The organism is Haloarcula sp. CBA1127 (assembly GCF_001485575.1).
Classification (GTDB): domain Archaea; phylum Halobacteriota; class Halobacteria; order Halobacteriales; family Haloarculaceae; genus Haloarcula.
In genome coordinates, this window is sequence record NZ_BCNB01000002.1 from 321,988 (window position 1) to 341,090 (window position 19,103).

The 19,103-nt window shown below is 57.9% G+C and carries 16 protein-coding genes; 7 read left to right on the forward strand and 9 right to left on the reverse strand.

The annotated features are described in order from the left end of the window. Positions 1-94: 94 nt before the first annotated feature. The 9 genes from AV059_RS02475 to AV059_RS02515 all read right to left on the reverse strand — a co-directional run bounded on the left by AV059_RS02475 (position 95) and on the right by AV059_RS02515 (position 11,039). Positions 95-1,333: an MFS transporter gene (locus AV059_RS02475; RefSeq protein WP_058992004.1), complete on the reverse strand. Its 1,239-nt coding sequence runs from the start codon at positions 1,331-1,333 to the stop codon at positions 95-97. A gap of 636 nt (positions 1,334-1,969) precedes the next feature. Continuing rightward, the gene (locus AV059_RS02480) at positions 1,970-3,481 is read right to left on the reverse strand and encodes an aldehyde dehydrogenase (RefSeq protein ID WP_058992006.1); all 1,512 of its coding nucleotides are present in this window, start codon (positions 3,479-3,481) and stop codon (positions 1,970-1,972) included. 3 nt (positions 3,482-3,484) lie between these two features. Beyond that, positions 3,485-4,549 (reverse strand): zinc-dependent alcohol dehydrogenase family protein, encoded by a 1,065-nt coding sequence (locus AV059_RS02485; RefSeq protein WP_058992008.1) that lies wholly within the window; start codon positions 4,547-4,549, stop codon positions 3,485-3,487. 195 nt (positions 4,550-4,744) lie between these two features. Next, positions 4,745-5,554, reverse strand: coding sequence for an ABC transporter permease (locus AV059_RS02490; RefSeq protein WP_058992010.1), 810 nt, complete (start codon positions 5,552-5,554; stop codon positions 4,745-4,747). Continuing rightward, positions 5,544-6,464 carry an ABC transporter permease gene (locus tag AV059_RS02495; RefSeq protein ID WP_058992012.1) on the reverse strand — a complete coding sequence of 307 codons (921 nt, stop codon included), beginning with the start codon at positions 6,462-6,464 and terminating at the stop codon, positions 5,544-5,546. The genes AV059_RS02490 and AV059_RS02495 overlap by 11 nt, the downstream gene beginning before the upstream one ends. Further along, complete coding sequence (locus AV059_RS02500) at positions 6,461-7,594, reverse strand: ABC transporter ATP-binding protein (RefSeq protein WP_058992014.1); 1,134 nt, start codon at positions 7,592-7,594, stop codon at positions 6,461-6,463. Before AV059_RS02500 ends, AV059_RS02495 begins: the two co-directional genes overlap by 4 nt. A 64-nt stretch (positions 7,595-7,658) precedes the next feature. After that, positions 7,659-8,852 (reverse strand): PotD/PotF family extracellular solute-binding protein, encoded by a 1,194-nt coding sequence (locus AV059_RS02505; protein ID WP_058992015.1) that lies wholly within the window; start codon positions 8,850-8,852, stop codon positions 7,659-7,661. 190 nt (positions 8,853-9,042) lie between these two features. After that, entirely contained in the window at positions 9,043-9,825 is a 783-nt protein-coding gene (locus AV059_RS02510; RefSeq protein ID WP_058992017.1) for an IclR family transcriptional regulator, read from the reverse strand. Between the two features lie 431 nt (positions 9,826-10,256). Continuing rightward, positions 10,257-11,039: an IclR family transcriptional regulator gene (locus tag AV059_RS02515; RefSeq protein WP_058992020.1), complete on the reverse strand. Its 783-nt coding sequence runs from the start codon at positions 11,037-11,039 to the stop codon at positions 10,257-10,259. A gap of 529 nt (positions 11,040-11,568) precedes the next feature. On the opposite strand from AV059_RS02515, the gene AV059_RS02520 reads away from it, so the two are divergent. The 7 genes from AV059_RS02520 to AV059_RS02550 are packed head-to-tail and all read left to right on the forward strand — an operon-like array spanning position 11,569 to position 19,078. Continuing rightward, positions 11,569-12,666, forward strand: coding sequence for an ABC transporter ATP-binding protein (locus AV059_RS02520; RefSeq protein ID WP_058992149.1), 1,098 nt, complete (start codon positions 11,569-11,571; stop codon positions 12,664-12,666). Between the two features lies 1 nt (position 12,667). Continuing rightward, a complete protein-coding gene (locus AV059_RS02525; RefSeq protein ID WP_058992021.1) occupies positions 12,668-13,468 on the forward strand; it encodes a creatininase family protein in 801 nt (266 codons plus the stop codon). A 55-nt stretch (positions 13,469-13,523) separates the two neighbouring features. After that, a complete protein-coding gene (locus AV059_RS02530; protein WP_058992023.1) occupies positions 13,524-14,882 on the forward strand; it encodes a sugar ABC transporter substrate-binding protein in 1,359 nt (452 codons plus the stop codon). A 9-nt stretch (positions 14,883-14,891) separates the two neighbouring features. Next, complete coding sequence (locus tag AV059_RS02535) at positions 14,892-15,830, forward strand: carbohydrate ABC transporter permease (RefSeq protein WP_058992024.1); 939 nt, start codon at positions 14,892-14,894, stop codon at positions 15,828-15,830. After that, a complete protein-coding gene (locus AV059_RS02540) occupies positions 15,827-16,672 on the forward strand; it encodes a carbohydrate ABC transporter permease (protein ID WP_058992026.1) in 846 nt (281 codons plus the stop codon). Before AV059_RS02535 ends, AV059_RS02540 begins: the two co-directional genes overlap by 4 nt. A gap of 40 nt (positions 16,673-16,712) precedes the next feature. Then, a complete protein-coding gene (locus AV059_RS02545) occupies positions 16,713-17,861 on the forward strand; it encodes a hypothetical protein (RefSeq protein ID WP_058992027.1) in 1,149 nt (382 codons plus the stop codon). A 47-nt stretch (positions 17,862-17,908) separates the two neighbouring features. Beyond that, a complete protein-coding gene (locus AV059_RS02550) occupies positions 17,909-19,078 on the forward strand; it encodes a mandelate racemase/muconate lactonizing enzyme family protein (protein WP_058992030.1) in 1,170 nt (389 codons plus the stop codon). Positions 19,079-19,103: the final 25 nt, after the last annotated feature.

Genomic DNA, 19,103 nt, shown 5'->3' on the forward strand with positions numbered 1-19,103 from the left:
TCCAATTCACAGGCCAGCGACAAATCAGTTGAGCCGATATCTTGGGTCGCGGTCTTAGAAGCGTATCGTGAGAGACGGGGTTGAGCGCCCTATCCTACTGGCGTCCCGGTTCTGGAGCCTGCCAAGCGACGATGATACCGGCGACGGCAACCGCGCCAGCCAGTAGAAACGCCGGCTCGAATCCAGCTCTGTTCACCACGGCGCCGCCGACAATCGGTGCAACAAACGCCCCCGCAAGGCCAATACTAGTCTGGAACGCGACCGCCGTTGCAGCGACGCGTGGGTCAACGAGTTCGCGGACGTACGTAAACGAGAGGCCAAGCGTCAGTTGGACCGCAAACCCGATCAGCAGGAGGACAGCAACAAGTAGTGCCAGCGAGCGAAACTGCGTAAACCCGAGGAGAAGCGGAGCGGCAAGACCGAACGACCACAGCACGACCGGTCGCCGTCGGCCGTCGAAGACCCGGTCCGAGATGAGGCCGCCGCTGATTCGAGATATCACCCCAACAGCGGGGAATACGGCAACGACGAGCCCGCTCACGGCCAGAGAGAAGTCCAGACCCTGCGTGAGGTACGACGAGCCCCAGCTATTCACGAACAGGTACAGCGCGTAGCCAAGGAAGCCGAGGACTCCGACAAGCCAGACACTCGGGCTCCGCAGTACTGCCCCGAATTCTCGCAACGATGGGGCATCGCCTCTGCTCCCGCCGTGCCCGCGGCTCGCTGGCCAGAACACTGCCAGGCCCACAATTGCAGGGGCAATGAAGGCCAGAAAGACAGCCGGCCAGCCGAACCGCTGGGCAATGAGCGGCCCAGTTCCCTGTCCGAGCGCGAAGCCGACCGGCCCGCTGGCGGTGAAGATGCCGACTGCTGTTGCGCGGTGCGAACCATCGACCGCCCGGCTTACCATGTCGATGCCGGCGTTCCAGACGACGACATACGCGGTGCCCCCCAGTACGCGTGATGCAATGATTGCCTCGTACTGGCCACGCCGACCGGCTCGCCAGCCCCACACCCCAGCGACGACTAATATGCCCACCGCAAGTGCCATCGCAGTTCTCGAATCGGTCCGGTCCAGCGCAGCACCAGCAGGGAGGCTGACGACGACAGCGGTCCCGAACATGACTCCGACCAAGAGGCCGGCAGCTGTTGGCCCGACCTGTAGTGAGTCCTGAATAAGCGGTGTAACGCTTGCGGGAACGATCTCGTAGGCAGCCAGTCCCATCGAAATCAGGCTCGCACCAGCCACGAGCCACCACGTCGAGTTGGCTGTGCGGACAGATGTCTCAGCAGTGGCATCCGACATATCGGAATCAGTAGCCTGTGGTGTCATTCTGTCAGAGGGGAGCGTTCGGTCATCGCACTGTCGTAGTTGGCATCGGAGCGAGAAGTGAGAAGCGCAGCCAGTTCGAGTGGCGAACGTCTAGCGAACAGTTCCCGAACAACACCGAAAAAACTGCCTGGTGAGGAGCGGTGGCGACTGAGAGTCACTGTTTGCGAATGAGATAACAGGGCGTATTGAAACCATGGGGCCTGAAGCGGATGATACAACAGAGTGGTTGCCGAGTGCGGCGTAGCATGAACGTGGAACCCGTGGCACGACCACAAACAGAAACAGGAAAGCAATCGGATATATAGACGCCCACCCATATTATAGGAGTAAACATAGAAATAGGGCCTGGTATTTCCCGGTTTTCGTTTTATCTTTCCGTTTATACCGCCGATTAGTCTAAACTCAGTATTCTGTGGAGCCGTATTGAAAAGAACTGTGCCAGATATGTTTATACTCGCGAGAGGTGATACGTGATTCAGTATTTGTATTGAGTCTCCAGGGTTGGCTATCACATCAGATCAGTGTGTTCCATCGGGCAAGTCGAGGAGACTCCACTTCCCCACCGGGATATCGGTTCCAAAGACGCTAGAATATCGTTGAAAAGGGTCGACCGCCGGATTTTGCGGCATTCTAGCGTCAGATTTCGGGGCTGTCGAGGTTGACGTACACCGTTTTGGGTTGCTGATACTGCTCTACCGCCGCCCTGCCGAGGTCGTGGCCGATACCCGACTCCTTGAACCCGCCGTACGGACCTTCGGGTCGGATCGGTCCGTACGCATTGATGTAGACGACGCCTGCATCTATGTCTGCGGCAGCTTGGTGGGCGATATCAGTCGATTCTGTCGCGACCCCGCCAGCAAGGCCGAACTCCGTATCGTTCGCCAGCGCGACGGCCTCGTCATACGTCTTGAACGACTGGACAGTCTGGACGGGGCCAAAGATTTCTTCGCGCGCGATTCGCATATCGGGCTCGACATCTGTGAACACAGCCGGTGCAACGTAATGGCCGTCGGCGAGAGCGTGGTTCTCCGGGGCACTGCCGCCAGTGACGAGCGTAGCACCCTCGTTTCGGCCGATGGTGACATAGTCCGACACCGTCTCAAACTGGTCCTCGTTGGTCAACGGCCCCAGCGTCGTCTCATCATCGAGCGGGTCACCGAGCGTGTACGATTCAGCCCGGGCCACCAGTCGGTCGACGAACTCGTCGTGGATGTCTTCGTGGACGATTGCTCTGGACAGTGCGTCACAGATCTCACCGGTGCTGTAGTAGACGCCTGCTGCGGCAGCGTCGACAGCCGTTTCCATGTCCGCATCAGGAAAGACAACGAGCGGCGACTTCCCGCCCAGTTCGAGCGTCACGGGAGCGATACGGGCGGCGGCAGTCTGCATGACTTCCTGGCCGACGCTGCCACTCCCAGTAAACGAGAGCTTCCGGACATCTTCGTGTTCAGTTAGTGTGGCCCCAGTCGTCGACCCACCACCGGTGACAACGTTGATGACGCCGTCAGGGAAGATCCCATCTGAGAGCTGTGCCATCCTGACCGTTGTTAACGGGGTGTACGCGGATGGCTTCAGGACAGAACAGTTGCCGGCGGCCAAAGCAGGCCCAAACTTCCATGCAGCCGCCCACGCGGGGAAATTCCAGGGCGTGATCTGTCCGACAACCCCGTATGGCTCCATTCTCGTGTACATATGGAGGTCCCCCTGTGCCGGAATCTGACTTCCCTGTTGTGTCCTGGCTACTGCCGCGTAGTATTCGAGCGTCCTGAGCGCGCCTTCGACTTCGCCGCGCGCTTCACTCAGTGGCTTGCCAGTATCAAGACACTCTAACAGGGCCAGTTCGTCAAGGTGTGCCTCCAAGACGTCAACCCACTCCGAAAGGCGCTGGGATCTTTCCGTGGGTGTTCGGTCACTCCATGTTTCAAAGCCGCCCCAAGCGACTTGCACGGCTTGGTTGACTAGGTCGCCATCACAGACCGGGACTGTCGTTATCGGTTCGTCGATGACTGGATCGCGCGTCGGAATCGTCTCTGAACCCGAGACAGAGGCCCCATCTATCCACGGCTCGATAACGATGTCCGCCAGCGCGTCCTCATGGGCCTCCAGATGTCGCTCCCGTATAGCGGTTCGCGTCTCGCTGTCAGGCATAGCTCAGGCGAACTCGTTGACAACGGGAATCCCAATTGTCTCGTAGTCGGTCATGGCAGCCAGTTCGTCGCTAACGCCCTCCAGACCGATTTTGTCGGTTATGACGGCACCGGGGTCGAGCTTGCCGTTCTCGACCATCCGGAACATCTCACCGTACTTCGACGGCGGGAGGCCGCTGGAGCCCTGCACCTGAATCTCGTTCATCACGATTGTATCCGTGGGCAGCGAGTTGTACCCTCGCTGTTCTTTCGTCGTCAGACCGATCTGGACGTGTCGCCCGCGCGTTCTAAGCGATTCGATAGCGTTCTGGCAGGTCTCCTCAATCCCCAGTGCGTCTAGAGAGACGTGCGCGCCGCCGTCCGTGATATCTCGGACCGCCTGTACGACATCGTCCTCTTCAGCTGCATTGACGGTGTCAATGGCCCCGAGCTCTTCGGCCATTTCGAGTTTCTCGTCCATCAGGTCGACACCGATGACGTTTCCACCCAGTGCGTCCGCGATGTGGACCGCCGACAGTCCGATACCACCAAGCCCCTGAACGACGACGTACTCGCCGCGACTCACGTCGGCCTGATGGGCCATTCCACGGTACGATGTCATGAATCGGCACCCCATGCCAGCGACCTCGACAGGGTCCACACCATCTGGGAGCTTCACAGCGTTGATGTCGGCGTTCGGAATCGGGACTTCTTCGGCAAAGGCCCCCGGCGCTCCGGGCTGGAAGCCGAGCCCCAGATGGTTCTCACACAGGTTTTCATAGCCAACACGGCACTCGTGACAGTGGCCACAGGCGAAATTGAACGGGATGGCGACCGTGTCCCCTTCTTTGACTGTGTCAACATTCTCGCCGACTTCGACGACCGTCCCCGACGGTTCGTGGCCGAGAATATGGCCCCGCGGTGGCTTATAATCAAACCAGTCCCAGTTGCCGACCCATCCGTGCCAGTCGCTCCGGCAGACACCGCAGGCGTCGACCGTAGCGACGACGCCATCCGGGTCCGGGTCCGGGCGTTCGACGTCTCTGATAGCTAGCGGCTCCTCGTACTCCTCTAACACAGCTGCTCGCATACATATTGTGTGACGGTACCACATTATAAAAACATTTTCCCGATCTGCTCTTCAGATTGGGTGATATATAATTTTTTGAGAATTACTTAGTAGCGGCATCGTCATTTAGTCTTGGACCAGAAATATAGCAATCTCAGAAATTCAGTTTTACCTGTTAGTCCGGCAGCATCACAATCGAAACGTCTCCCTGAAAATTCAGGACAACCGTTTCGCCACGAATTCGATATTTGTGGCGAGAGCGGCGGCGAGAAGCCCGACAACGGAGATGAGGATGAGGAATGTCGAGACGACACTGACGATGGGCGTAAGGGACTGGCGCAGGGAGTTCCAGGCCAGCACGGGAATCGTCTGCGTCTGATAGTTCGACAGGAACAGCGCCATCACGAACTCCTGCAGGCTGATAATGAACGCCAGCAGCGCAGAAACGAGTATCCCGCTTTTGACGTTCGGCAGAATGACGTGGATGAACACTCGGATCGGATTCGCCCCAAGGTCCATCCCAGCGTCGCGCAGTTGCCAGTCGAACCGCTGGAAGACGGACTGCATCACAAAGAACACGAGCGGGGTGGCCCAGAGACTGTGGGCCAAGATGATGCTGAGATACGACGACCGAAACCCAAGCCTGCTGAAATACACAAGCAGCGTCACCCCAAGGATGACCGGCGGAATGAGCAATGGTAGAATGACGATGGGCGTCAGGATATCACCGAACCGGCCTCTGTGTGCTTCAAGACCGAACGCCGCCGTGATCCCCATGAACGTAGCGACGACCGTCGTTCCGACACCGACGACGAGACTATTGTCGAACGCTCGCAGCCACACCACGTCAGCAAAGAACGCGCTGTACCACTTCACGGAGAGCGCTTGCGGCGGGAACTGTAGGTTCCCCGACGCAGAGAAGGACGTCGCGATGACAATCCCCAGCGGTAACAACATGACGACGAATATCGCTATGTAGCCGATGCGGAACGCTGCCGTCCCCAGCCGTTCAACGTTACGTGGCATTCGTAACGTCACCCCCAAAGCGACCGAGAACAGTGTAGATGACCAGAATGCTCACGAACATCAGGACGAGCATTACCGTCGAGAGGGCAGTGGCTATCGGCCAGTTGAAATTGACTAGCATCTGCTCCTGCACTTCGAGCGCGAACGGACGGTCACTCCCTGCACCGAGCAGCGCCGGTGCGGAATACGCGCCGACGCTCCAGGCAAAGGAGATAACAGTCGCGACGGTGATTCCTGGCATAATCTCTGGCAGAACGACCGCGAAGAAAGACCGGGTTCGGCTGGCTCCGAGGTCCCTGGCCGCCTCGACAAGCTCCCATTCAACGGTTGTCAGGACGCTGTAAATGGCCAGCATCGCATACGGGAAGACGATATATACTTGTCCGATGACGACGCCAAGCGTGTTCGGGACTATCTGCAGGGGTGCCTGAATGAGGCTGACTGCGAGCAGGAGGCTGTTGGCCGTCCCGTTCGGAGCCAGCAACGGAACCCACACGTACGTCTTGATTACGAGTGTCGTCAGTAGCGGCAGCACAACCGAAAATAACAGAGCCGATTTCCGCACCCCGCTCGCGCGCCAGGTGGCATATGCATAGAAAACCGCGAGGACGACTGTGAGTAGCGTCGCAATGATGCCGAGCTTGAACGAATACACGATGATTCCCTGGAGCAACTCAGACTGGAGGACCTGCACGTACGATGCGATGGAGAACGTCCCCTCGGCATACGGGAGGCCCTGTGACTGTTCGCTGAAACTGATGCGAACCAACAACAGAAACGGAACCACGAACACCAGCAACTCGAACAGGATCAGTGGGCTCATCAGCAACAACGAGCGGCGAGAGCCGGATTGCCCTTCGAACGGCGACCAGAGGCGGTCTAACACAGTCGTTCGGGAGTCGACACTCATTGTCGGTCCCTCACTCTCGTGCCGTCGGGACGGAACACCAGTATGTCATCGATATCCCAGCTGAGCTCCACCGTATCTCCCTCGTCAATTGCTGAGTGGTCAGTAACGCTCTGTTCGACGAACAGTTGCTCCCCGCCGATGTCGACGACATGGCGGATGCTGGAGCCGCGATAAATAGTGCTCTCTACGGTCCCGGAAACACCACCACCGCCGTTACCGTCGGCACGGGTCTGGTGGGATGCCCGGGTTGAGTCATCGGTGAGAGGAGCTATTTGCATGAACTCGGGACGGAGCGAGACAGTAAGGGACGCTTCGGGCTGGATTTTCGAAGTCACCGGTACACGGATCTCCGAGTCGAACTCCGTCACCAGGTAGCCGTACTGGCCGTCAATGTCGCTTACAGTACCACTGACGAAGTTTGTATCACCCAGGAATTCCTCGACAAACTTGTTTTTCGGGTCCCGATACACCTCATTCGGCTCCCCGACCTGCACCAGTCGCCCATCGTTCATTATGCCGATACGATCAGCAAGGGTGAACGCTTCGTCCTGATTGTGTGTGACGTGAACGAACGTCTTCTGAAACTCTTCGTGAATGTCTTTCAGTTCGATCTCCATCTCCTCACGCAATCGCTTGTCCAAATTCGAGAGGGGTTCATCGAGCAGTAGCACGTCAGGGTCCACTGCCAGCGACCGTGCCAGCGCGACACGCTGCTTCTGGCCACCCGAGAGGTCAGTTGGACTGTGACTTTCATACCCGTCCATGTGGACGCGGTCCAGCATCTCACTGGCGCGGTCACGCCGCTGCTGTTTTCCCATGCCACGCATCTTGAGACCGAACGCAACATTCTCGAGTACGGTCTTGTACGGGAACAGCGCCCAGTTCTGGAACACCATCGAGGTGTCCCTGTCGTAGGCCGGTTCGTCGGTCACGTCCGCATCTCCGATGTAGACCGTCCCGGACGACGGTGTCTCCAGCCCACTGATCATTCGCATCGTCGTCGACTTGCCACAGCCACTGGGACCGAGTAAGCACAGCAGTTCCCCGTCTCGAACAGACAGGGAAACGTCTGTCACCGCATCGATATCGCCGAACGATTTCGAGAGGTTCTGTAGTTCTATCTCCGACATGAATTATGCAATTCGTGTTGGCCACTGAGACACTGGTCCGTTGTAAACATCGGTCCCGACATCGCTAGTTCGAACTCGCCTCCATCTCCGAGATCCGCTGGTTGAAGCTGTCAAAGTTCGAGTTGATGTAATCGAACTCCGGCCAAGCGACGAGCGCTGCTTCGTCACTGTTGTTGGGGAGGTCCTCGTTGAGTTTCTCAGTCGCGTATTCCATGTCCGTATTCGTAAACAACGTCGGGCTGTTTTCCGACCACCGTGTCTGGGTCTCGGCGTCCAGCAGGAAATTCAAGAAGTCCTCCGCCATCCGCCGTTTGTCAGTGCCACGGACCGGACACCAGTGGTTGACGAAACCGCTGTTTCTGTCCGGTGCGGTGTGGCTCAGGTCAGGATAGTCGTCAATATCGTACGCGGTCTGTTCGTAGTACCACTGCGCGTGGTCGATAATGCCGTTCGCGAACAGTTGCCAGATGTCTTCCCCGGAAGACGCCCAGCCCTGGATGTTCCACTGCTCTTTCATATAGTCAAACACGTTCATCGAGAGGTCCTCATCGTACACTTCCCCGGCAAGCTCCTTTTCATCCATCGCGACAGCAGCGTCATGCTGCGGGAACCACCAGAACCCTTTGTCGATGCCGATTCCATTTCCGTTGGCGGCTTCTGGGGCGGCAAGGTCGGCCCAAGTGGTCGGTTCGAAGTCTAGATCGTTTCGATAGATGAGCGTCGTCGGTGCACCGTCGACGGGGACGCCGAACTCCGTGGTTCGGAAGTCAGTGTAATAATCGATGACGCCGTCCAGATTCGGCACGTTCTCCTCTCGTACCGGCAAGAACAGGTCATCGTTGCGACCAAGGAGGTAAAAATACCCCTCTGTGATGGTGACATCGAACGGCGGCTGCTCCGCCGGTGCTGATCTGATTTTCGCCAGGATCTCGTTCCAGCCGCGGTTGACCTGTAATCGACCACCAGTCCGCTCCTCGTACATCGGCTTTATCGTTTCTTCGAAGCGGTCAGCGTAGTTCCCGCTCCAGACCATTACGCGCAGTGTCTCACCGCTGAAATCCTGGCCACTACTACTGTCGCCCGTGCTGGCACCGCCACTTTCACCACCAGTCCCACCGTCGCCGTCATCGCTGGCTAACGAAGCGCAGCCAGCGAACACTCCGACGGTTCCGGCTCCGGTGGCGGTCAGGAACCGTCGACGGCTGGTTCCAGACTGTCGGATCGGTTCGCTCTCGGTATGCTCGTTATTGCCACACATTGCTATACGCACATATTCCACGCATATTATAAAAAACTACCTTCGATACCCCCACTCTGATACAACCACAGTCCGCGATTCCAGCAGAAAGCATCGCTTGGGAAGAGATGAAGTGGGATGTTGCAGCCAGAGACGGACTAGTAGTCGGTGGCTAGAAAACAGGGTGTTGTTACGAAACGCGCTGCCAAGATTAGCTCGTCGTTCGGAGGCGCTCTTCAAGTTCGTCGACGACATCCCTGAGCGCATTCGGAACTTCCTGTTCGAGAACCATCCCATCAACCCGATACGTCGGTCCCGAGACACTGAGCGCGCCAATCACGTCCCCCTCCGGCCCGTGAACAGCTTTCCCGATGCTTCGCATCCCATCAGTGTACCCCTGGTCGTCGACAGCGTAGCCGCGTTCTCGAATCTGCTCCAGTTCGGCGTGCAACTCTTCCCGCGACGTGATCGTGTGGTCAGTCCGTGCAGGGAGCCCCCACCGCTCGATAACGTCTTCGACGCGGGACCTGGAATAGGTGGCTAACACTGCCAGCCCAGAGGCGGTCGCGTGCATATGATAATACGACCCAGTCCTGGCCCGATACTCCTTCGATGGCCCCTCAGTAGTCGTATCCCCGAACTTTGCCCACTTGTGATAGGACTCGGCGATTGTGATAACCCTGCCACGGTCCGGAGCCACGAAGTCACACTCTTCCTCTGTGCGTTCGGTGAGAGCTGCGATTGCTTCCTCGATGTGCGGGTAACCGGGCCATCGACTTCGTGCCTGCTCGCCGTAATTCAGGAACCGCAACCCGACCTGATATATTTCGCCGCGTTTGACCAGAAAGCCGCTATCGCGGAGCGTGGTGAGATGCTTGTGTGCAGTACTCTTGGCCACGTCTACCTCTTCGACGATGTCCCGAAGCCGTGCACCGTCACGGTCGGAGACGATATCGATAATCTCGATCGATAGTTCCGTGGTATCGACGGACATATATCAGTTGTGCGTCTGATGGGATTTAGTAGTTCGGTAGAGCAAAACCAGAATTGTAAATTGTCATACGCTATTATGTTTTGTGTGAGCGTGTAACAATATCTGTGGGGCTAGTTCGATTGAGCGAAATAGTGTCGATGTACCCTGCTGGCATCGGAAGAGAAATAACAGAAGTACAGACGTTATATGGGGCGTGGTCGGACCCGAGAACTAGTCGCGCAATCAGTGTGAGAAAGGGACTCAGATGGCTTCCCAACGATGGTTCCCAGTTCGATTATATGAAACAGTTGGGTCGAAACACGGGATTTAGAGTTGGAACCGGAAGGGCCCAATAGCCACGTAACGAATTTTGGTGATTAAACTCCGTCCAGGCTGTCACTAATTCTCTAATTTTATGTATGCAATATCGTGCTTCAACGTCAGCCACCCGTCTATCCGTCTATAGTACTGTATTCGTAGTATTGGCTTCGAACTTCGATTTCGTTTTTCGTATATCGAAGTATCTCTAACAGATTCGCCATATACCTAGAGGTAAATCTATCTCTGGGGCCAGTGATACCAAGGGAGACCATGACTTCCTGTTCGTCATTGAATATCGGAACGGCGACACCTCGAACGCCCCTGAGATGCTCTTCATCGTCTATCGCATAGCCCTGGTCACGGATTCGCTCGAGGGCTGCTTCGAGAGCGGCCCGGGATGACAGCGTGTTGTCAGTCCCTTTCGGAAGCCCATGGTCAGCAACGATTTCGTTTCGTTTTTCCACCGGAAGATGTGCCAGAATAACTTTGCCCAGCGATGTCCAGTGCATCTCGGTATGATTACCGATCGGGATTTCGTCGCCCGCAGCTTTTCCGCCCGAACTTCTGTAGAGGATGACCCGCTGTCCGTTCTCCTCGATGCCGGCACCAGCAATCTCGCCAGTTTCTCTGCTGAGGTCTTCAACTTTATTGCGAAGCAGTCGGCCGATATCCAGTCTCTGCCGAACACTGCCACCGAGCTCCAGAAAGCGGAAAGACCGGCGATACTGCCCGGATTCCTTGACCACGTAATCACGCTGGACGAGTGTGTTGAGGTGAATAAACACAGTGCTTGTGGGAATATCCAGATGAGACGCAAGATCTGAGAGACCGACCGGTTCACGTTTTTCGAGCGCGGCGAGAATATCCAGCGTTGTCTCGACCGCACTGATCGTTTTCTTGTTTTGCGAGGGCATAGATGCGCTTTTTTTTGCAGGCTGAAATAGATTCCGCCGAGAGCCAAAACGTTTCCCATCACGTTGGAAAATGGTACTGTCAACTGGTATAGCCCATTCTAACAGGAGTACGGATGTTATTTTTTACAACCTCGCCACTCGCGAAGAGTGGCAACACATCACATGAAGATGCGGGCCGGGTGACTCGGACCCTAATTCAGCAGTTACAGTTCCTCTAGCGTCGTTTTGTGACATTCGTCTGTTCTACACGAGCGCAACAGGTGGCTTTCAATCTCGTTGAAAGTGATTGGAACCGCTCTGATATCCCATTTCCCGCGAGGAAGCAGTTCTCTGCTCCGTCTTCTGTATCACGGAGTGGGTTCGTACGTACGGGTGTGACGTTTTGGCCTCGGTTCAGAACCGCCGGCTACGCGGTCAAACCGGGCGTTACTCCGCATGGTGCTACCGGTTTCGATGTGATCGGTCTACCTAACTGTGCAAGTACTACCAACATTTATTAATGATGATTGCGATGCTTCTTCTACTCGGTATGAGCGAAGTTACACTATCAAACGTCAGCAAGGTATACGACGACAACGTCCTTGCAGTCGAAGACCTTTCTCTGGCCGTCGAGGATGGGGAGTTTGTCGTCGTTGTCGGACCATCCGGGTGTGGGAAGTCGACCACGCTTCGGATGATCGCCGGGCTCGAAACAGTCACCGACGGCGAGATCGCCATCGGCGAGGACGTCGTCAACGACGTCCGTCCACAGGACCGGAACATTGCGATGGTGTTCCAGAGTTACGCCCTGTATCCGCACATGACCGTGCGCGATAACATGTCCTTCGGGCTCCGGCTGTCAGGCGAGTACGATGATCAGATCGAGCAACGCGTGACCGAGGCTGCCGAACTGCTGGAGATTTCGGACCTCATGGAGGACCTACCGAAACAACTCTCGGGTGGCCAGCAACAGCGCGTCGCGCTCGGGCGGGCTATCGTCCGCGACCCGGAGGTGTTTCTGATGGATGAACCGCTGTCAAATCTCGACGCCAAGCTTCGGACACAGATGCGCACGGAGATACAGCGGATTCAAGAAGAGCTTGACGTGACGACAATTTACGTTACGCACGATCAGACGGAAGCGATGACGATGGCCGACCGTATCGTGATTCTCAATCAGGGGGAACTCCAGCAGGTTGCGCCACCGGAACGCTGCTACGATGAGCCCAACAACAAATTCGTTGCGGGGTTCATCGGATCACCGTCGATGAACTTCTTCGAAGTGAGTGTGACTAACAGCGGCGGGCGCGCGACGCTGCACTCGGCGACTGTCGAGTTCACGGTCGACGTCGATATTCCGGACGGGGAGTACACGCTGGGCGTACGGCCGGAGGATTTCGTCGCCGGAGACGCTGGGGAGTACATCGAGACAGTCGTCGATGTCGTGGAACCAATGGGCTCTGACAACTTCCTCTATCTGGAGACTGGGGGCGGATCGAAAGAAGTCGTCGCCCGGGTCGATAGCGAATACCGTCCGGAGCGGGGCGACAAAATCGCGCTCGGGTTTCATACAGAGGATATGCATCTGTTTGGTCCCGATGGCGAGCGAGTGGAACTGAATCAGCCACAGCGGACAGAATCAGTGTAATATGTTGTACGATACTATCGGACGGAAAGAGAGCGAGTGGGCTGGAATGACTGCGAGTCAGATCCGAGGTGTCGGCGAACAGCCGGGCTCGGTCCTTGTTATTCCCGTCGGAAGCGTCGAACAGCACGGGAACCACCTCCCAGTCATCACCGACACACTCCTCGTCGAGGCGATGGTCGACACTGCTATCGAGCGCCTAGATGGCGTTCCTGTCGTCGTGACACCGCCGGTCTGGAGCGGGTTCTCACCACACCATCTGTCGTTCGGTGGGACCCTCTCACTCGAATTCGCGCACTTGCGAGCGACACTTGAGGATATCGCACACGCTGGCATCCAGAACGGATTCGACGCGGTGCTGTTCGTCAACGGCCACGGCGGGAACAGTTCACTCATCGACGCCGTCGTGAGTACCGTGGGCGTCGACACTGATGCGGAAGTCCTCGGAACAACGTACTTTCACCTTGCGTCGGATAGAATCGAGGAGCTCCGAACGACCGAGACCGGGGGGATGGCGCACGGCGGTGAGTTCGAGACGTCCCTCATGCTCGCGCTCCGACCAGACCTCGTGGGCGACCCGGCGGTCCGTGACGGTGAACCGATGGATGAACACTACAGCTGGGGCGGGCAAGACTTGCTCGACGGAGGTACCGTCTCCGTCTACCGCTCGTTCGACGAGTATTCCTCATCCGGAGCTATCGGGACGCCGAAGCAGGCGAGCGCAGAAACAGGCGAACGAATACGCTCGGTCATCGGCGACGAACTCGCGGCCCTCATGACCGCGATCCACGAGAACAATGCCTGACCAATGAGCGACACAACACAAAGAATTATGTACATGGAAATAGGTGACATTAACGATGCAGCCCGATAACAACGACAGGTCTGTCGAGGACAGTATCGACCGCCGACGGCTTCTCCAGGCGCTTGGCGCAGGCGGCGCCATCGCCATCGCCGGGTGCAGCGGCGACGGTGGGAGCGGCAGTGACGGTGGTGAGGGTGACAGCGAAAGCGGCGGTGATGGCGGCGACGGCGGTACGCAGAGCGTGCAGTTCCTCACGATGGGCGTCGGGGACAACATCAAGCAGTTCTTCGAGGAGAACAATGCGGCCTTCGAGGACGAACACGACGTCGACGTAGAGTTCACCAGCGTTACGTGGGACAACGCACGGCAAACCGTGAACAACCGCGTCGACGGCGGCGAAGCACCCGATGTCAGTCGGTGGCCTGCGCGCTGGATCCCCCAGCTCGTGGGCAAAAACGCGCTGGAACCGCTCGATGGCATGATGGACGGGGAGTTCGGTGAACAGTTCTACGACGGCGTGGCCGAAGGGACGATGTACAACGGCTCCCACTACGGCGTGCCGTGGGCCGCCTCGAACAAGTGTCTCTACTACAACAAGGATGTCTTCGAGGCGGCGGGGCTCGACCCCGAAGACCCATCGCTCGACTCGTGGCAGGATATGCTGGATGCCGCAACGCAGATCCGCGACAGTGATGGGAGCGTTCCAGCACTGGGCCTTGCAGGGGCCGACGCAATCGAAACCGGGTCGCAGTACTACCACTACCACTGGTCACACGGCGCAGACCTCGTCAACGACGAGGGAATGCCGGTCGTGAACTCCAGTGGCGCTGTCGATGCCCTCTCGTTGTACACCGACCTCCATCTCGAACACAACGTCACGCAGTCATCGCCGCTCTCCTCGACCCGGCAGGACATCCGTCAGCTGTTCGAGAACGGTGACCTCGGGATGGTTATCGGGCACGTGTACACGGGACTCAACATCACCGCCGCGAAGGAAAACGGTGACGTCGACTTCGACTACGGTATCGTGCAGGTGCCGCGTGGCCCAGAGGGCCGGTACAGCCTCTTTACTATCGACACGCTCGCAATCCTGAGTCAGAGCGAACACAAGGACCTCGCCCGGGACCTGATCCGGTTCTACTTCGACGAAGAGCGGCGGTTCCAGTACTCGAAGGAGAAAGGGTTCCTCCCCGTCGTCGAAGCCGTCGGGGAGCGCTCGTACTTCTCAGAATCGAAGAACTGGGGACCGTTCGTCGAGGCAGGGCAGTACGCCCGTGCCCGACCGAAGCTCAGTAACTTCAGCGAATTCAACGACCGGATGGTCCAGGCCATTCAGGAAGCACTGGCGGACCGGAAGTCACCACAAAAAGCGCTCAACGATGCCCAGAGTGATCTCGAAGATGCCATGGAGTGACAGACAGGGATGAGTCTGGCAGAGGAATACACCGAAACATCTGATAACTCGCGTCTCGAACGAGGGCTGGCGTATGTCCAGCGCAATAGCCGCGCGTACCTCCTCATCGCCCCCGCAGCGGTGTTCCTGCTGGCCGTCGTCGGATACCCGATTATCGAGACGTTCCGGCTGTCACTGTACCAGTCACCCGCCGACTCAAACATTGAGACGTTCGTGGGACTCCAGCATTACGTCGAAATATTCAACAGCGACATCTTCTACCGACTGCTCTGGCAGACCGGTCGCTGGGTCGTCGCCGGTGTCGCGGGCAAGACACTGCTTGGACTGCTCATCGCCGTTCACCTCAAGGGAGATATCCGCGGTCGGAAGTTCTTCCGCACGGCGTTTCTCATTCCGTGGGGGATTCCCTACGCGATTTCCGCTGTGGTGTTTCGCTGGATAGAGCACCCGCAGTTTGGCTACCTCAACGCGATCTTGCTGAAACTCGGCATCATCGAACAGGGTATCGGTATCCTCGGAAATCCGAGTCTGGCGTGGCTCGGCGTCGTCGTGGCTGATATCTGGATTGGGACACCGTTCATGGCAATCATCTTCCTTGCGGGGTTGCAATCGATACCCCAGGAACTGTACGAGGCAGCTGCCATCGACGGTGCCGAGAAGTGGCATCAGTTCCGGTACATCACGCTCCCACAGCTGAAAAGCGTCGTCCTGATTGCCACGCTGCTGTCGACAATCTGGACGTTCGTCAGCTTCGACGTCATCTGGACGATGACCGGTGGGGGGCCGATCAGTTCGACAGCAACGCTCGTCATTCACATCTATCAGGTGGGCCTCCAGAACGGGAACCTCGGGCGCGGAGCCGCCTACAGTGTCATCGGGTTCCTGTTCCTGTTCGTCTTTGCCATCATCTACCTGCGCATCTACACGCGCGGGGGTGACGAGCTATGACGATGGCAGGCCACGACCGGAGCAGTCTTCGAAAGGTTCGCCTCTACGGCGTGCTGATCGGACTGCTCGGGCTCATGATGTTGCCGTTCTACGCGATGTTCTCGAGTACGCTCAAGCCGGAATCGGAGATATTCGCTGCGCCAGCGACACTGGTCCCCAGCGACCCCAGCGTCCAGGCGTATCTGCAGGTCTGGACACAGACCGACGTGTTGCTCTGGGTCGGGAATAGCTTCATCATCTCGGTAGGGACGGTCGTGTTGACGCTGCTGTTGGCGATACCGGCCGCGTACTCGTGTGCCCGGAACGACTTCGTGGGGAAACGGACCTTTCTCCTCTCCGTGCTGGTCGTACAGATGTTCGCACCGGTCGTGTTAATCGTCGGCCTCTTCGACGTTATCTCCCAGATGGGACTGTTCAACACCTATCTGGCTGTGATCGTCCCGGCGGCGGCGTTCACACTGCCGTTCAACGTCTGGATGCTGTACGGGTATTTCAAGACAATCCCCGTCGCGCTCGAAGAGTCAGCGCGTATCGACGGCGCGAGCCAACTGCAGATCCTCACGAAGATCGTGCTCCCGCTGACGAAGCCAGCGCTTGTCGCCAGTGTCACCTACACCTTCCTCTACGCGTGGAATCGGCTGCTGTTCGTGCTCACCTTCCTCACTGACAGTGCGAAGTACAACATCCCGCGCGGTGTCTTCTCGATGGTCGGTGCGCTGCAGACCGACTGGCGGATGATGCTCACCGTCTCTGTTATCGGTATCATCCCGCTCCTAATTCTGTTCGCCTTCCTAGAGGAGTATATCGTGGCTGGCATGACGGCTGGCGCAGTCAAGGAGTAACCGCCTCTACTTTTATTATCGCCGCGATAGTTGTCCGCGTATGGAATTTGCGATGTGGGCGTACCCATGGGACCTGCTTGACGAAGGGCCGGCCAAGGTGGAAACACGACTGCGTGGCGTCGGCGTTGACGAACTGAACCTCGCGACGAACTATCACACTGTGCAGGCATTCACGCCACACAATCCGGAGCGACGGACGCTGTTTGCCCGCGCGAGTTCGTATTTCGAGCCCGGGCCAGAGTACGGGGACCTCGAACCAGTGCCGTACGAGCAGATGGACGGGGACTGGGTCGCGGACGTCGCCGCCGGCCTGTCAGAGCTTTCACTCACTTCCTGGACAGTCGGCTGCCACAACTCTCGGCTCGGGATGGCCAACCCCGAGTACACGCTGGAATCTGCACACGGTGACGACCTGATCTTTGGCCTGTGCCCGTCCCAGCCCGCAGTCCAGACGTATCTCTCGGCACTGGTCTCGGATCTGTCGTCTCGCGATGAGTTCGCTCGGATCGAACTGGAAACGTTCGATTACTTCTACGGGACGGGCTTTGGATGGCACCATCAGAAGATTCACGCACGGCTGGGGGTGCTCGGAGAGTTCCTGCTCGGGATGTGTTTCTGTCCACACTGTCAGGAGAATGCGACGGCTGCGGGTGTCGATGCTGAACAAGCACGCGAGACGGTAGCCAACGCGCTGGACAGTATTGTCGCTGGCGACGTACCACACGACCGCACACCGGAAGAGTGGCTCGCGGAGCACAGTACCGTCGCTGCGTACGTCGATGTCCGCGAACAGACGTTGTCATCACTGTACGCCACGCTGGCCGACGCCGCGGGAACGACACCGCTTGGCTACTACGTCGGTGCCCCGGAACCCGGCCGCGAGTGGATTGTCGGGGCGGACCTGCAAGCGCTCTCGGAGCACGTCGATTATTACTGTCTGCCGGCCTACGAGTCGTCACGTGACGCAGTCATAGAGGCGTACAACGCCGTTGAGACAGTGATCGATGATGTGCCACTTCACGTTGGCCTCTTACCGGGCCATCCAGCCATCGACGACGAGGCTACCGTGGTCGATATCGTGGAAACCCTCGACTCGAAGGGAGTGCCGCGGCTCTCGTTCTATAACTACGGACTGCTTCCGGAGCGGTCACTGGAGTGGGTCGAAACCGCCATCGAGACAGTGAGCTGAGAGGGGGAAGCGGTACTTTGATATCGGTTCCCGGACGACAGAATGGCATGGAGATAACCGGCGTGTCAGCGGTAACTGTAGATGTACCGTTGGCCGACTTGGATGAGTACCTCGGAATCGGGCCGTACGTGACCAACCACGGAGAGTTACAGTCGATGGAACGCGTCCTCGTCCGTGTCGACACGAATGAAGGCATTAGCGGCTGGGGCGAGATGCGTGTCTTCCTGTCACCAGAGGCTACTGAGTCGATTATCGAAGACGGTGTCGGCCCGATGATTGAGGGCCAGTCGCCGTTCGAAATCGAGCGCCTCCGCCGGCAGGTGTTCGTCGAGTACACCAACGTCGATATGTTCTTTGCCGCCGTCGAAACGGCCTGCTGGGACATCGTCGGGAAAGCCCTCGATAGACCTGTGTACGAACTTCTCGGCGGGTGGACAGCACCGACACAGGGGGCTCAGCAACACCGACAAAGCGTCGATGGCAACAGTACTGCACCCGCTGACGTCCCCGTTGCCTTCTGTCTCGGCATCCTCTCACCCGAGGAGTCCCGTATCAAGGCGCGAGAAGCGCTCGAAGCTGGCTTCACTGTCCTCAAAACGAAGGCTGGGCGGGACTGGCGACGGGATGTCGAGCGAATCAAAGCGATGCACGATGAGGTCGACGGGCAGTTAGCGTTCCGACTCGACCCGAATCAGGGCTGGACGCTCGACCAGGCGGTTCGGGTCGGGGCGATGCTCGAAGATGCGGGAATCTACCTACAGTACATGGAACAGCCGATTCGGGTCGATTCACACACGTCGCTAGCTCGGCTCAGGCAACGACTCCGCCAGCCGATCGCGCCGAACGAGGACACGTATATCTCGCATAATCTGCAATCGCTCGTGGAAGCTGGCGCGATGGATGTCGGCGTTATCGACCTGACCCCAGCCGGCGGCATCAGTGGGATTCGACAGCAGGCCGCTATCCTCGAAGACGCCGGAGTTCCCTTTACACACCACTGTGCGTTCGATTTGGGGATTCGGACTGCGGCGATCCTCCACGGGGTCACCGGCATCCCGGGCTTTTCGTTGCCCCCGGATTCGACGTACTACGGCTGGGAAGCGGACGTCATCGAGGCACCGTTCGAGGTCAGCGACGGCTGCCTCCCAGCCCCTGAGGGACCCGGCCTCGGTATCACTGTGGATATGGCTGCCATTGAGGAGTATCGAATCACATGAGCGGACAAGAGCAACTTTCAATAGG